This window comes from Bacillus paralicheniformis (assembly GCF_001042485.2).
GTDB classification, from domain to species: domain Bacteria; phylum Bacillota; class Bacilli; order Bacillales; family Bacillaceae; genus Bacillus; species Bacillus paralicheniformis.
This window is the reverse complement of sequence record NZ_LBMN02000001.1, coordinates 355,287-369,854: the sequence shown is the minus strand read 5'-3', so window position 1 is coordinate 369,854 and position 14,568 is coordinate 355,287. Positions and strand designations below refer to the sequence as shown.

15 protein-coding genes and 1 pseudogene are annotated in these 14,568 nt (G+C 46.1%); 11 read left to right on the top strand and 5 right to left on the bottom strand.

Annotated features, from left to right (window positions below; all coding sequences use genetic code 11):
* Positions 1-10: 10 nt before the first annotated feature.
* A pseudogene (locus ACH97_RS01885) lies at positions 11-509 on the bottom strand (hypothetical protein).
* A 106-nt stretch (positions 510-615) separates the two neighbouring features.
* Between ACH97_RS01885 and ACH97_RS01880 the strand changes: the two are divergent.
* Positions 616-1,779: a MalY/PatB family protein gene (locus ACH97_RS01880; protein ID WP_048350239.1), complete on the top strand. Its 1,164-nt coding sequence runs from the start codon at positions 616-618 to the stop codon at positions 1,777-1,779.
* A gap of 16 nt (positions 1,780-1,795) precedes the next feature.
* Here ACH97_RS01880 and ACH97_RS01875 read toward each other — a convergent pair whose 3' ends face one another.
* Positions 1,796-1,996, bottom strand: coding sequence for a hypothetical protein (locus tag ACH97_RS01875; protein WP_020452772.1), 201 nt, complete (start codon positions 1,994-1,996; stop codon positions 1,796-1,798).
* A 66-nt stretch (positions 1,997-2,062) separates the two neighbouring features.
* Between ACH97_RS01875 and kapB the strand changes: the two genes are divergently transcribed.
* Positions 2,063-2,452 carry a kinase-associated lipoprotein KapB gene (gene kapB, locus ACH97_RS01870; protein WP_020452773.1) on the top strand — a complete coding sequence of 130 codons (390 nt, stop codon included), beginning with the start codon at positions 2,063-2,065 and terminating at the stop codon, positions 2,450-2,452.
* 27 nt (positions 2,453-2,479) lie between these two features.
* Here the strand turns inward: kapB and kapD are convergent, their stop codons facing one another.
* The gene (gene kapD, locus ACH97_RS01865) at positions 2,480-3,097 is read right to left on the bottom strand and encodes a 3'-5' exonuclease KapD (RefSeq protein WP_003184808.1); all 618 of its coding nucleotides are present in this window, start codon (positions 3,095-3,097) and stop codon (positions 2,480-2,482) included.
* Positions 3,098-3,407: 310 nt separating this feature from the next.
* Between kapD and ACH97_RS01860 the strand changes: the two genes are divergently transcribed.
* From ACH97_RS01860 to ACH97_RS01850, 3 genes are all read left to right on the top strand, one after another.
* A complete protein-coding gene (locus ACH97_RS01860; protein ID WP_041817464.1) occupies positions 3,408-4,586 on the top strand; it encodes an MFS transporter in 1,179 nt (392 codons plus the stop codon).
* Between the two features lie 132 nt (positions 4,587-4,718).
* Entirely contained in the window at positions 4,719-6,554 is a 1,836-nt protein-coding gene (locus ACH97_RS01855) for a transglycosylase domain-containing protein (protein ID WP_050820803.1), read from the top strand.
* Between the two features lie 31 nt (positions 6,555-6,585).
* The gene (locus tag ACH97_RS01850; protein ID WP_041817465.1) at positions 6,586-6,984 is read left to right on the top strand and encodes a thiol-disulfide oxidoreductase DCC family protein; all 399 of its coding nucleotides are present in this window, start codon (positions 6,586-6,588) and stop codon (positions 6,982-6,984) included.
* 50 nt (positions 6,985-7,034) lie between these two features.
* Here ACH97_RS01850 and ACH97_RS01845 read toward each other — a convergent pair whose 3' ends face one another.
* Positions 7,035-7,592, bottom strand: coding sequence for a YufK family protein (locus ACH97_RS01845; RefSeq protein WP_020452777.1), 558 nt, complete (start codon positions 7,590-7,592; stop codon positions 7,035-7,037).
* 186 nt (positions 7,593-7,778) lie between these two features.
* On the opposite strand from ACH97_RS01845, the gene malK reads away from it, so the two are divergent.
* The 6 genes from malK to ACH97_RS01815 all read left to right on the top strand — a co-directional run bounded on the left by malK (position 7,779) and on the right by ACH97_RS01815 (position 14,079).
* Positions 7,779-9,380, top strand: coding sequence for a malate sensor histidine kinase MalK (gene malK / locus ACH97_RS01840; RefSeq protein WP_020452778.1), 1,602 nt, complete (start codon positions 7,779-7,781; stop codon positions 9,378-9,380).
* Positions 9,373-10,080 carry a response regulator gene (locus ACH97_RS01835; protein WP_020452779.1) on the top strand — a complete coding sequence of 236 codons (708 nt, stop codon included), beginning with the start codon at positions 9,373-9,375 and terminating at the stop codon, positions 10,078-10,080. Before malK ends, ACH97_RS01835 begins: the two co-directional genes overlap by 8 nt.
* Before the next feature lie 526 nt (positions 10,081-10,606).
* Positions 10,607-11,143, top strand: coding sequence for a CDP-diacylglycerol--serine O-phosphatidyltransferase (pssA, locus tag ACH97_RS01830; RefSeq protein WP_020452780.1), 537 nt, complete (start codon positions 10,607-10,609; stop codon positions 11,141-11,143).
* Between the two features lie 6 nt (positions 11,144-11,149).
* Positions 11,150-11,632: a DedA family protein gene (locus ACH97_RS01825; RefSeq protein WP_020452781.1), complete on the top strand. Its 483-nt coding sequence runs from the start codon at positions 11,150-11,152 to the stop codon at positions 11,630-11,632.
* A 42-nt stretch (positions 11,633-11,674) separates the two neighbouring features.
* On the top strand, positions 11,675-12,466 hold the full coding sequence (locus ACH97_RS01820; protein ID WP_020452782.1) for a phosphatidylserine decarboxylase: 792 nt from the start codon (positions 11,675-11,677) through the stop codon (positions 12,464-12,466).
* A 272-nt stretch (positions 12,467-12,738) separates the two neighbouring features.
* Positions 12,739-14,079, top strand: coding sequence for a 2-hydroxycarboxylate transporter family protein (locus ACH97_RS01815; protein WP_020452783.1), 1,341 nt, complete (start codon positions 12,739-12,741; stop codon positions 14,077-14,079).
* Positions 14,080-14,138: 59 nt separating this feature from the next.
* Here ACH97_RS01815 and ACH97_RS01810 read toward each other — a convergent pair whose 3' ends face one another.
* A complete protein-coding gene (locus ACH97_RS01810; RefSeq protein ID WP_041817304.1) occupies positions 14,139-14,372 on the bottom strand; it encodes a hypothetical protein in 234 nt (77 codons plus the stop codon).
* Between the last annotated feature and the right edge of the window lie 196 nt (positions 14,373-14,568).

Sequence of the window (14,568 nt, the reverse complement as noted above, 5' to 3'; positions counted from 1 at the left end):
AAGCACCAGGCTATCGGCCGGCTTTTCTCCGCTTCCTCCGCCAGGCGATCAGCAGCAGCCCGATGCCGTTGACGAGAATCAATCCGAAGACGGTATTTCCGAGGGGCGCCCAGCCGTTTTCCCCCGTCAGCATCACTGACAGCACGACCTTGCCGATCAGCGTCACATTCAATACCGCAAGTCCCCACCCTAAGGAGCGTTTCCAAAATGCCGCGCCAATCAACACGAGAAACCCCATCATAAAAGCGAGCGTGACCACGGCAGAAAGCGGGTTGGACAAAAGCTTCAGCTCGTAATCCAAAACAGCCTGCATCTCCGGATTGATCCGCTCGGGGACGGGAAACCAAACCATGCTGCTCGTCATCAGCAAAAAAGTAACGATGACGCCTTTCCAAGTCCGCCTATAGCAAAAATACGCAAGCGCCAAGAGAAAAACCGAGCGAATATACCAGCTCATAGGGTTGAGATGACGCTGAAAAGCCCACTCAGGGCACACCGCTCCATTCCATCGGATGCCACTCCCTTTATTTTATAAAAGCTTTCATGGTTAAAACATTGCAATCTATCCTTATCACAGTTAATGTATAACATATGAAAAAGACATGAGGTGAGATCATGGATTTTAATACAGAACATAACAGACGCGGGACCCAGTCTGTGAAGTGGGACTTAACACAGGAATTATTCGGTGTAGATGACGCGCTTCCAATGTGGGTGGCTGATATGGATTTCCGCGCCCCTCAGCCCGTTATTGACGCTCTTCAGCAGCGTTTGGAGCACGGGGTTTTCGGCTATACATCTGCAAGCGCGGGCACGAAGGAAGCTGTCACCGATTGGCTCAGCCGCCGGCACGGATGGAATTCTGAACCGGCGTTTATCACTTTCAGCCCGGGCATTGTAACAGCGCTAGCCCAAGCGGTGCAGGCGTACACAGAGCCCGGCGAGCGGGTGGTCGTACAGCCGCCTGTATATACGCCGTTCTTTGATATAGTTGAAAAAAACGGACGGGTTGTGTTACACAATCCATTAATTGAAAAAGATGGCCGCTATGAAATGGATTTTTCCGACCTTGAAAAAAAGCTTGGGGAACCGGATGTGAAGATGTTCATTCTTTGCAATCCGCACAACCCTTCCGGACGTTCATGGTCGAAAGAAGAGTTGACAACGCTGGGCGAACTCTGCCTTAAACACGGTGTCACAGTTGTTTCCGACGAAATCCATTCAGACCTGATGCTGAACGGACTGAACCATACGCCGTTCGCCTCTTTATCTCCGGAATTTGCGGACATTTCGATCACATGCATTGCACCGAGCAAAACGTTTAACTTGGCCGGGTTGCAGGCCTCAGCCATCATCATACCCGACAAGGTGAAGAGAACCGCCTTTGCAAAGGTCATGCAGCGTCAGGGACTGCATTCTTTAAATACATTTGCAGTTGCAGCAATCGAAGCGGCCTATTCAAAAGGCGAACCGTGGCTCGATCAGCTTATCCCTTACATCGAACGAAATATGGAAGAAGTCCGCCGCTTTTTGGCAGAGGAGCTGCCTGAGGTCCGCATGATGAAGCCTGACGCCTCTTACTTGGCATGGCTTGACTGCCGCAAGCTCGGATTGACGGATCAGGACATCAAACGTCTTCTCCTTCATAAAGGAAAGCTGATTCTAGAGCCGGGACCGAAGTACGGACCGGGCGGAGAAGGATTCGTCAGAATGAATGTCGGATGTTCGCTCTCTGTTGTAAAAGACGGGCTCAGACGTCTGAAGACCGCTTTTTCATAATCGTTCCCGAGCGCTTCTAAGAGCGCTTGTGGATGGTTTCATTCAATTCTCTCTCCAGCTTTTCCGCTTTTTCAGCTTCTTTTTTGGAATGCTTGATGATCAGCCGGAATACAACAATCGCGATGATAAAGAAAACGGCCAGCGTAATAAAAGAAGGGATATATTCTCTTTTGTCTTCAGGAAAATAGAGCATAAACTGAATCAGAAACGGCGCCATTTTTCTTCCTCCCTGAAATGATTTTTTACCATTTATTTATTATGATACCATTAGGAGGCAGATGCAGTGAACAACCAATTTCAAGTCGGAGATCACGTAAAAGGGTTTTATAAGACAGGCGTCTACATCGGCGAAATTACGGATGTTAAACCGATGCACTACCTGGTCAAAATCCTCGCCGTGCTGACCCACCCGAAGCAAGGCGATCTTCATCATCCCAATAAGGCAGACGTCCCTTTTTTTCATGAACGAAAAGCGCTCGCTTTCGGTGAACAGACAAATATCCCGCACCGCATGGTGAAGCCGTTCGATGAAGCTGTACCGGATTATGCGGATTCGCTCCGCTCAGCTTTGAGCCGCTTAAAAACGGATCTGCAAAACGATTCGTCCGAATACGCGGCAAAATCGCTTGAGCTTATTCATGGGCTTGAAAAAGAATATTTCCCGCACAAATAACCCAATCTGTTTGTCAGATTGGGTTGTTTATGTGGCGTGCGGAAAGACTTTTGAGAGGTCAACCCGTTCGCCGATCGTCGTCGGTTTCGGATTTTCCAAATACTTCTTATCCCGTTCTACGAGCCGAAACAACTTATACGTTGTCATCGCGTCGTCAAGCGCTTTATGCTGTTTTCCCGTACCTGAATCGCCGTACTCTTCCGCTGCCTTCCACAAATTCGTCAATGTTTTGTCGCCGAAAAATTCCTTGTACTCCATGGAAAGATCCCTCATCTCCCCTTTAAACGGAAACGGAACATGGTTGAACATGCAATTTTGCTTCAGCACTTTCATATCCATGTTTCCCCATGTAATGATGACGCTGTTTCGGTCAGGATCAAGCTCCCGCAGCTTTTCAATCAGCGCGTTAAACGTGATGCCTTGGTCAACCTGTTCCTGCGTGATGCTGAGAAAATTTTTGCAGCGCCTCGTTAATTTAGGGAACTTCTTCGGCTTAATATAGCTTGAAAATGTCTCAACCACCTCATCATGAACCGCCTTTACAATCCCTGCTTCTATGATTTCCGGGAAAAAATTTTGCGGGTGATACTTTCCCTCAGGCATTGTAAATTCAAAATCAATAATCAGTAAGGTGCTCGCTTCCAACTTTCACACCTGCCTTTCTATCTCAATATAAAAAACTTATGGTGGTAACGCAGCGGATTGAAATCGTCCAAGCCTAAAGTCTTCTGAATGTTTTCCAAAGTACGCTCATATTTCTCTTATTATATCATTATATTTCTATATTTAAGGTTTTAATTTCTGAAAATGTTGAAAATTCCTTCAAATACCTAATTTCCGTTATTCCAATGAGCAGCGATTCCATACAGCTTCCACATTTCATTTATAATGAAGGAAATTCAAATTTTTTAAGAAGGTGATTCGCATCTCTGTTTATAAGAAAAACCTTGTGATCATGTGGTTCGCGAATTTTTTCGTGGCCGCAAGCTCTACAATGGTTCTGCCATTTCTTTCCCTTTATATTGAAACGCTCGGCAGCTATTCGGACGGATTTACGGCAAAATGGAGCGGATACGTTTTCGGCGTCACATTTTTGATGGCCTTTTTGGTTTCTCCTTTTTGGGGAAGGTTCGGAGATAAACACGGCTATAAAAAAATCCTCTTGATCACGGGCACCGGCATCGGCACTTGCATTCTTCTCATGTCCCTTGTTTCTTCCGTATACGAACTGTTTTTTTTGAGAATGGCGATGGGGCTCGTCACCGGGTTCATTCCCACTTCCCTTGCCATGATATCGGCTCAGACGCCGAAAAAAACGGCTGGCAAAGTGCTCGGCACGCTGCAGATGGGCACGGTCTCAGGAGGATTATTCGGCCCCTTGCTCGGCGGTCTGCTCGCCGATCGCGTCGGTTTTACATATACGTTTTTCATTACGGCATTTGCCATTTACAGCGCCGTTTTCCTCGTGTTTGCCGGAGTGCGTGAACGGCCCCTGAAGCCGAAGCGCGATGCCTCCGCCGGGTACACGAGAAAGCAGGTGCTGCAGACGATTCTGCACCAGCGCCCGCTGATTACGGCGATGATCCTCACCGCTGTGATTCAAGTGGGAAACTTCAGTGTTCAGCCACTGCTCGCCTTATATGTCAGCGAGCTGCACGGAACTGACAATCTCGCATTTTTCTCAGGGCTGGCTTTTTCTGCAACCGGCCTTGGAAGCCTTCTCGCCGCGAGAAAATGGGGCGCCTTAGGCGACCGGTTCGGCCACGGAAAAATATTGATGATTCTCGCGCTGGCTGCCGCGGTTTGCGTTATTCCGCAAGGACTTACATCTCAGTATGAAATGCTTGTGTTCTTCCGCTTTCTGTTCGGAATCGCGCTTGGCGGGATGATTCCCTGCATCACCGCCTTAATCCGAGTTGAATCTCCGGGGCCTATTCAAGGGGAAGTGCTTGGCTATAATGTAAGTTTCAGATTTTTGGGCAATGTCATCGGTCCGGTGCTCGGCGGCGTTCTTTCCAGCTTTTTCGGTATTTCTTCCGCTTTTTACGCAACTGCCGTTCTCTTTTTCGGCGGAGCATGCCTTCTGATGTTCCAAAGGTCCCAGCAAAAGAAATCAGAAGCAAAAGCAAGCTGAAATCGGATAAAAAACTGCCAATCTATCAAATTATCCTTCTCGATATCGAAAAAGAATGGTACGATATGGCTAGAATTTAGCGAAAAGAGAGTGACAAAGTTGCGTTCATTTTTTGGATGGATTTTTCTGTTGATGTTAATTCCTATATTTGTCTTTACCTTAATGGCCTCCGGCCGTGAAGCTCAGGATATGAAGCCACTCGATCAGGTGCTCGATGAGAAGATCAATATAAAAGATATCGGCCTTGTACAAAACAGCTACATGTATGACAGGGACGGCGCCCTGATTTCCGAAATCGTTTCAGATCACCAAAACCGGGTATTTGTCCCCTATAAAAATATCCCTGATCATGTGAAGCAGCTGTTTCTGACTTCAGAGGATCGTCATTTCTTTCAGCATAAAGGCTTTGATTTTATCGGGATGGCCCGGGCCGCCGCAGCCAATGTCAAAAAAGGCGGCATTGATCAGGGGGCCAGCACGATTACACAGCAGCTTTCGAGAAACTTGTATTTGAACCATGAACGAACCTTCGACCGCAAGTTCACAGAGCTGCTGTATTCCTATCAGCTGGAAAAAAAGCTTTCAAAAGAAGAAATTTTTGAGAAATATTTAAACACGATCTATTTTAATCATGGGGTCTACGGAATTGGATCCGCGTCTTCTTTCTATTTCAGCAAGCCTTTGAAATCTCTCAACCTTGCCGAAACGGCATTTATTTGCGCGATCCCTAATAACCCTACATTATATGATCCTTTGAAACATTTTGACTACACAAAAACCCGCCAAAAGCGGCTGCTTGAAGGGCTGAAAAAAGCGGGCGTGATCACTGAAAAAGAATACAGCAAAGCCGTAAAGCAGAAAATTACGCTTAATGTAAAAGAAAAGAAAGACGCTTATCCCGACTATACGACTTATGTCAATGAGGAATTCACCAAATTGGTGTCTGCTTCGGAAGGGTTTAACGAACGGCTGAAAAAGGCAAAAACAAAAGAAGAAAAGAAAAAAATCGAAAAAGAGCTGTCTAACCGCATCAGCTCCCTCACGACCAGCGGAATCAAAATTTATACGGCACTCGATACCGGGATGCAAAACCGGGTCGTCCAGCAAGTGAATAATCGCCTCCCTTATGAAGGCGTACAAGGCGGAGCGGTGGTGATCAACCACCAAACCCATCAAATCGTCGCCATGTCCGGCGGGAAAAATTATAAAAAGTATGATTATAACCTGGCATTCCAAGCATACAGGCAGCCGGGATCATCGATTAAACCGCTCCTTGACTACGGCCCGTACATTGAAGAAACGGGTGCGACGGCAGGCAGCATGATTGACGCAAGCAAATTTTGCAGCAAAGAATACTGTCCGAACAACTTCAACGAAAGAACATACGGAACCGTGTCGATCAAGACAGCCTTTAAATATTCGTATAATACACCGGCCGTACGAATGTTGAACCGAGTCGGCGTGCAAAAAGGATTCAGCTATTTAAAACCGTTCGGATTTGATAAAATCGTTCAAAACGACTACCGTCTTCCTGCTGCACTGGGCGGATTTACATGGGGCTTCTCACCGCTGGAGATGGCCGATGCCTATACGACTTTCGGCAATAACGGCAGCTATACATCCAGCCATGCCATCACAAAGGTGACGGACTTAAAAGGCAAAACGCTTTACAAATGGAAAGACAAACCGCAGCAAGTATTCAGCATGCGTACAAACAACCAAATGCGTCAGCTCTTATCAGCGGTTGTCAAAGAAGGAACCGGGAAAAAAGCGAATTTCAGCGGCGGATATGTAGGAGGCAAAACCGGAACATCCAACGGGTACAGAGACCTTTGGTTTGTCGGATTGACGGATACGTACACAATGAGTGTATGGGTCGGAAAAGAGGCAAAAGGCAATGTCGAGTATCTGCATCACGCGGGACCTCAACTTTTAATCTGGAGAGGAACGCTTGCATACGCATCTTAAATCAAAAAAGGGGTGGCTGAAAGTGGCTGATATGCCTGAGCGAATCGTTCTGTTTGACGGCGTGTGCAACTTTTGCGACGGAGCCGTTCAAGTCATCATCAAGCATGATCCAGAAGGCTTATTTTCATTCGCTTCCCTGCAATCTGATGCCGGGGGGAAGCTGCTCAAGCAATATCAGCTCCCCTCCGATCATTTTGACAGCTTTATTTTGATCGAAAACGGACGGGTATATCAGAAATCAACCGCGGCCTTGCATGTGGTGAAAAGCCTTCCTGGTCTTTGGCGGGCCGCTTCCGCCCTCTTGATCATTCCCAGACCGCTACGGGACGCCATCTACAGCGTGATTGCGAAAAACCGTTACAAATGGTTTGGGCAAAAAAGCGAGTGCACCATTCCCGGTCCTGAGATCAGAAAACGATTTTTGTCATAAAAAAACCGGAGCCGCCGGACAAACGTCCGCGCTCCGGTTTTTTGCATGGCTCAAACGGGCAGGCTCGCCATGACGCTGTTATATAGCTTGATGACGATATACACCGTGCCGATTAAAAACGTAAACCAAAACAGCAGCTCAAACATAATAAAGCCGATTAATGACATAAATGAAAGCGTGCTGTGGATCGCATAAACGATAAAAATTAAATATACGAGTGTTGCGAGTAAAAAAAGCGCTGCAATTCCAGCGGCATATTGGACAAAAATAAAGGATAAAAGGCTTGCTCCCAGATACACGGCAGAACCGACCCTGATTTTCCTCAGGTTCGCTCCTTCAGGATCTTTGGCGAAAAATAAGAGGGCAAGCTCTGTCACTGTATTGGCAATCAGCTTCAAAGCGGAAAATACCATGAAAAAAATCAGCGTAAACACAGCAAACAAAGCCATCCGGATGCCGCTCTCAGAGAAAAATTCGAGCATTCCTTTGTAAATGCCGAGAGAAGACAGTATCCCCATGGCATAGATAACGGAAGAAATCGCAAGAGATGAACTGAAAAGAAGAATTGCGATAAAAGGAAAAAAGCCTGTTACATACGTATTTTTCATAAAAAAAGTCCCTTTCTGATATGTTCCTCATTCATTATGTACGACTTAGGACCTGTTGACAAGAATATTTTCCATATTTTTAATTTCTGCTGTTCGCGGCAGAAAGGGGCAGGATTCTTCACAAATTCGCCATTTACTTGTAAAGTATTATGTGTTGACTAATCAATAGATCGCGAGGAATCGCCGTTGAAAAAAACATTAAAACTGCAGACACGATTAACGATATTTGTCTGCGTCGTCGTTTTGATTTCTTTATTGATCGCGTTTTTTATGGTCGGTTCCGAGACCGCAAGGAACATTCGGGAGCAGGAGCAGCAGATTGCCCTGCAGACGGCGGAGATGGTCGCCGAAGCTCCGATTACGGCGCAATCGCTGGAAAGCGGCGAATACGATGAGCTCCGAAAATACACCGCCCGCGTTCAAAAAATCACCGAGACTGAATTCGTCGTTGTCATGGATATGAACAGCATCCGTAAAACCCACCCGGATCCGAATAAAATCGGAAAGAAATTTGCCGGCGGGGACGAAAAAGAAGTGCTGAAGGGCCGCCGCCACATTAGTACGGCAAAAGGCACGCTCGGTGAATCACTGAGGGCTTTTGTTCCCATCTATAATAAAACGGGCAGCCAGGTCGGAGCGGTAGCGGTCGGAATCACCCTTAACGAGATTGAGCAGATCACCCAGCAAAATCTCCGCCCTTTATATACGGTCATCGTCCTCAGCATCTTCGCCGGAATCATCGGAGCTGTCATCGTGGCGAGGAAAGTAAAAACGATTATGTTCGGTATGGAACCGTATGAAATTGCAACGCTTTTGAATGAACGAAGCGCGATGCTTGAGTCGACAAAAGAAGGGATACTCGCCGTTGACCGAACAGGAAAAATCAAGCTCGCCAACGCGGAAGCGAAGCGCCTGTTTCATAAAATGGGGATCGAAGAGAATCCGATCGACCGGGATGTCACCGACATCTTGCCAAACAACCGCCTGAAACAAGTGATCGATACTCAGAAGCCCGTTCTGGACCGCGACGTTAGAATCAACGGGCTAGAACTTGTCTTTAATGAAGTTCCGATCCACTTAAAAAAGGGAAACATCGTCGGAGCGATTGCCACATTCCGGGACAAAACCGAAGTGAAGCACTTAGCTGAGCAGCTGTCCGGTGTTAAAATGTACGCAAACGCGCTCAGGGCGCAGTCGCACGAGTTTATGAACAAGCTCCACGTGATTCTCGGTCTCGTTCAATTAAAGAACTACGACGAGCTTGGAAACTATATAAAAGACATTGCGATCTATCAGCAGTCTGAAGCGAGCGAAATTATCAACCATATTAAAAACTCGGTGCTCGCCGGCTTTTTGCTCGGCAAGCAGAGCTATATCCGGGAACAGGGGGCCTCGCTGGAGGTTCATTGCAGCACGAGGATTCCGGATACAGCCAACACAGCGGTGATACACGATTTAATCACCGTTATCGGGAACCTTCTCAACAATGCCCTGGATGCCGTTTCCGCAACTGATAAGAAAAATATCTCGATTTCATTCCGCCACCATGACGGACAGCTTGATATTGAAGTCACGGATACGGGAGTCGGCATATCCAAGGAGGAACAGCAGAAAATGTTTGATCAAGGCTTTTCAACAAAGGGCTCCAACCGGGGGTTCGGGCTTTATTTCGTCGAACAAAGCCTTGAAAATTTAAATGGACATATCATCGTGACAAGCGAAAAGAATGAAGGAACGACATTCAGTCTCCGCATTCCGTATGAACCAAAGGAGGATGACCATGATTGATGTATTAATTGTTGAAGATGACCCGATGGTAAGAGAGCTGAATAAACGTTACCTCAGCCAGGTAGAGGGATTTCAGCTGAAGGGAATTGCCGCTTCTTTTCAAGAGGCTCTCACCTTCCTCCGGGAAGAGCACATCGATCTGATCCTGCTCGATATTTATATGCCGGGCAGGAACGGCGTCGAGCTGCTCACTGAGATCAGACGCCAGAATCAAGCTGTCGACGTGATCGTCATCTCAGCGGCCAGTGAAATGGATGTTGTTCAAAAAACGCTGCGGTACGGGGCTGTCGATTACTTAATCAAGCCGTTCGAATTTGAGCGGTTTCAAAGCGCCCTAACCGATTACAAACGGAAGCAGCAGCTTTATGCAAGCAACCGGAATATCAGCCAAAAAGAGCTGGATTTCGAACTTTTTCAAAAAAAACGCGCGCCCGAAAAGATGCATTTGCCAAAAGGGCTGACCAAAAGCACGCTGAATCTCATTTGGTCAAGCATCAGATCGTTTGACAGCTTGACGTTCACAACAGAAGATTTGGCCAATCACACGGAAATCTCTCAAGTTTCAATTCGCAAATACTTGAAGTTTCTGGAGGAAATCGAAGTTCTCAACGTAGAAATGGCCTACGGCACGATCGGCAGACCGGTTTTCCAATATAAATTAAATACAAATGACTTGAACGTGATTAACCAATATCTATAACATGTCCCCTCCCCGCCCGCTGCTTCCTAAAGACAGCGGGCGTTTTTTTGTGACGGTCACGCTTGACTTCTCGCATGCCGCCGTTACCGGACAAGGATTTATCGCGCTCGCTGCGCTTAGGGTTCGACCCGAACGAATCCGCTCTGTTCTTCGGCTTCGCTCAAAGCTATCAACAGCATCGGGTCCACGCTTCCCTTCTTTAAAGAAATACCAAGCGTCTGATGCTGATTTCGCCTTGCGTTTGACGATTCCCGCGCTGGCCTGATATATCGGCTTATATTAAAGGAAAACGCGAACCGAACGATAGAATAAGAGAGCGTCTGCTCTCTTATTCATTTTTTTGTTACCTTAACAAAATATAAATTTTTTTGACGCCGCCAGTGTCTTTACCACTTTTATGGTATGATGAAAAAGTCTGGTTATCAATCATTTCAGGAATTTTATTGCAGACAGGAAGCAAATCGTATACAATTTAATATTGTTTAATTTCTATATAAAACGTTTTTATTTAAAGGATGCGAAAACATTGAATAAATCAGTCATACCTTCTTTAATTACGATTGGAAACTTTGTTTCGGGCATCTCTTCAATATTGCTTGCATTCAGAGGGTATTTATTCTTAGCCATTATATTTGTTCTGATCGGCGCTATCTTGGACAGCCTTGACGGCATGGCCGCGCGCAGATTAAATGCCGTCAGCCCGTTTGGAAAAGAATTGGATTCTTTGTCTGATATTATCACTTTCGGAGTCGCCCCGGCCATCATCACCTATTCAATCGTTTTTTATGATGCACCGATCTTAGGCCTTCCTTCGACATTGTTATTCCCTGTTTGCGGAGCGCTTCGGCTGGCGCGATTTAATATTCAATCAGAGAACCAGGATTATTTTACAGGCCTTCCGATCACCGCAGCCGGAACAATTCTGGTTTGCTTAAACCTTTTATCAGAGATCCTTGGCAAAAAGCCGTACATTTTGATTATGCTGTTCCTGTCCTTTCTCATGGTCAGCAAAATCAAAGTCATCAGCCTGAAGGGGAAAAAACTATTGAAGAAAGTGAGCTAGTTTTTCATGGAGTTGGCAAAAGAATTGATTTCCCAATACGGGTATTTTGCGATATTCGGGATGCTTGTTCTCGGAATTGTAGGCCTGCCGATACCCGATGAAGTCATGATGACATTTGTCGGTTATCTGTCTTCTATTCATCTATTAAACTATGAGCTGTCTCTTTTGATCAGCTTTTCAGGTGCGGTATCAGGGATGCTCATCAGTTACTTTCTAGGGAAGAAAATCGGTAAACCGCTGCTCGATAAGTTCGGGAAATGGATCGGTCTGACGCCGAAAAGACTGGACACCGTGCACCGCTGGTTTGAAAAATACGGCCCGTGGACGATTCTTTTCGGCTACTTTGTTCCCGGAATCCGCCATGTGACATGCTATCTGTCCGGCATGAACGAGATGGACATGAAAAGGTTCCTGATTTATGCCGGATCAGGGGCTTTTATTTGGTGTCTCGTTTTTATTACGATCGGATACACCATCGGCGTGATTTAAATACCGCTTCCATCCCGCGTGATCAGTAAAGGAGTGAACAGCTTGAAAAAGCGGCTTTACCGGTTTTTGATCGAGTTGACAAATAAAAAGGGCATGTCACGGATGCTGAAAAAGTTTGCTCAGTCAAAGCTCAGCAAACCTCTCATCCCCTCCTATATCAAAACCTTTCATATCAATACAGAAGAGATGCTTGAAGATGTCCGCTCTTTTAACAGCCTGCATGAGCTGTTCATCAGAAAATTAAAGAGCGGTGCACGCCCCCTTCCCGCTGATCCAAACAGCCTGGTCAGCCCAGTGGACGGAGTCATCGAAGAAATGGGCGCCATCACCCGTGACAAGCAATTTACCGTCAAACAAAAGCTCTATTCCGTAGAAGAAATGATCGGACGATCCGAGATCGTGAACCGCTATATCGGCGGAGCCTATATCATTATCTATTTAAGCCCGAGGGACTACCACAGAATTCACAGCCCGGCTGACGGTACACTTGAAACGCAATATTCGCTGGGAAGCACGTCTTACCCCGTGAATCAAATCGGTTTGACATACGGGAAATCGCCGCTGACAAAAAACTACCGGATGATTTCCGAATTTAAGCACCAATATGGGTCCGCACTGCTTGTGAAGGTGGGGGCGATGTATATTAACTCGATCGTGATGCTCGAGGAGTCAAAAGAATGGCGTCAAGGCGACGAAATCGCATATTTCTCTTTCGGCTCGACCGTAATTCTGCTGTTTGAAAAGGATACCTTTATTCCTGATGAGCGCCTTCACCCCTCTCTTCAAGTGAAAATGGGAGAGGTGTTAGGATCTCTTGCCAAAAGAAAATCATAATGCAAAAACCCCCGAAAACAGCTTCGGGGTTTTTTAATTGCTGCTTTAAAAAAGCTTTCTCCCCGGACAGAGAATTCCCTTTTTTCACCTGGATACAGCTTCCTAATAAACCAAAAGACCTATAAATTGATCGAAACCAAGCAGATTCCTCCTCTTTTTCCGCTCTCTTTCGCTTTAATTTAATTATCAATCGATTATTTTAATTTAAAAAACGCACAGAATTGACACTTTTCTTCTACAATTGAACACATACAAACATGGGGGTGTTTTTGATGGAAGCAGCAAAAGATTTGAAACCGATTACAAATCACGGTCATAAAGAAAATAAAAATTTTTTCCAGAAGTTGATCAATTGGAAAATCGGCGTGATTCCGTTTCCGCTATACATTGCACTTGCGCTGATTGTTTTTCTGGCAGCTTACTTTAACGAATTGCCGAATGACATGCTTGGCGGTTTCGCGGTCATTATGATTCTCGGAATTATTCTCGGGGATGTCGGACAGCGCATTCCGATTTTAAAAGATATCGGCGGACCTGCCATTCTCTCGCTGTTTGTTCCGTCGTTTTTAGTCTTTTTCAAAGTGCTTAACCCCGCATCTATGGAAGCGGTTACGACTTTGATGAAAACGTCGAATTTTCTGTATTTCTACATCGCATGTTTAGTCGCGGGAAGTATTTTAGGGATGCATCGCACGGTTCTGATTCAAGGTTTTATGAGAATGTTCGTTCCGTTGTTGGCCGGGACGGTCGCAGCGGTTGCCGCCGGTATTCTCGTCGGTCTGTTGTTTGGCTACAGCCCTTATGAAGCTTTCTTCTTTATTATTGTACCGATTATTGCCGGAGGCATCGGCGAAGGAATCCTGCCGCTGTCACTCGCTTACTCGCAAATTTTGGGACAATCCACCGATGTATTTGTTTCACAGCTCATTCCGGCCGCTATTATCGGAAACGTCGTTGCCATCATCTCAGCCGGACTGATGAAAAAGCTTGGCGAAAAGCGCCCTGAACTGAACGGTAACGGCAGGCTCGTCAAATCGAAAAAAGACGATGGAATTTTCAACCAAAAAGAAGAGGAGCCGAAAATCGATTTAAAATTAATGGGTGCCGGCGTTTTAATCGCATGTTCCTTCTTCATTTTCGGCGGTTTGGTCTCCAAGTTTATCGCAATTCCGGGAGCGATCCTGATGATCATCGCGGCGGCTGCCGTAAAATATGCAAAGCTTCTGCCTGCAAGCATGGAAAAAGGCGCACACCAGCTTTACAAATTCATGTCATCAAGCTTCACTTGGCCGCTGATGGTCGGGCTCGGCATTCTTTACATCCCGCTTGATGATGTGGCGTCCGTTATTTCCCTGCGCTTCATCGCCGTCTGCGCTTCAGTCGTCATTGCCATGGTGACATCAGGCTACTTTGTCGGCAAATTAATGAACATGTACCCTGTTGAATCAGCGATTGTCACTGGCTGTCACAGCGGTCTCGGCGGTACGGGGGACGTGGCCATTCTTTCGGCTTCAGGCCGGATGGGGCTGATGCCGTTTGCGCAAATCTCAACGCGTCTCGGCGGGGCAGCAACCGTCATTATGGCGACCGTTTTACTAAGGTTCTTCACGTAAGAGCCGCATAAAAAAACAAAAAGGAGTCTGATCTATACGATCGGATTCCTTTTTTGTTTTCAGCGTTTCTCAACTCTGATATATTCTCTCGGTTTAAAGGGAGCTCTTTCTTTTCCCGTTAAGGACTGATCTTCCGCTCCCGTCTGGAGCGGCGTGTAATCCCCGCGGAATTGAGGGCCTTCGTCCGTTCCTATCCCCGGAGTCTGTTCACGCGTCATTTCCCTGTTGATCATAAACGCTCCCGCAAAAAGCGAACAAAATAAACTTAAGCTGACAAAAGCTTTCCTTCTCATCTTTCATCACCTCAAATTCATCTTGTTCAAAAAAACTTTCCATTATACAAATGCCGCATTTTTTGTTAAAATTGTTTTCAGGTTCATAAGACCGCATAAACCGCGGTTACCATGAGATCATGCAGCCGATTAAAATTTAAGTTATAATTTGTCTAGGTCACCAGTTCTAAAAAAGTACATAACGTTTGAAAATTTT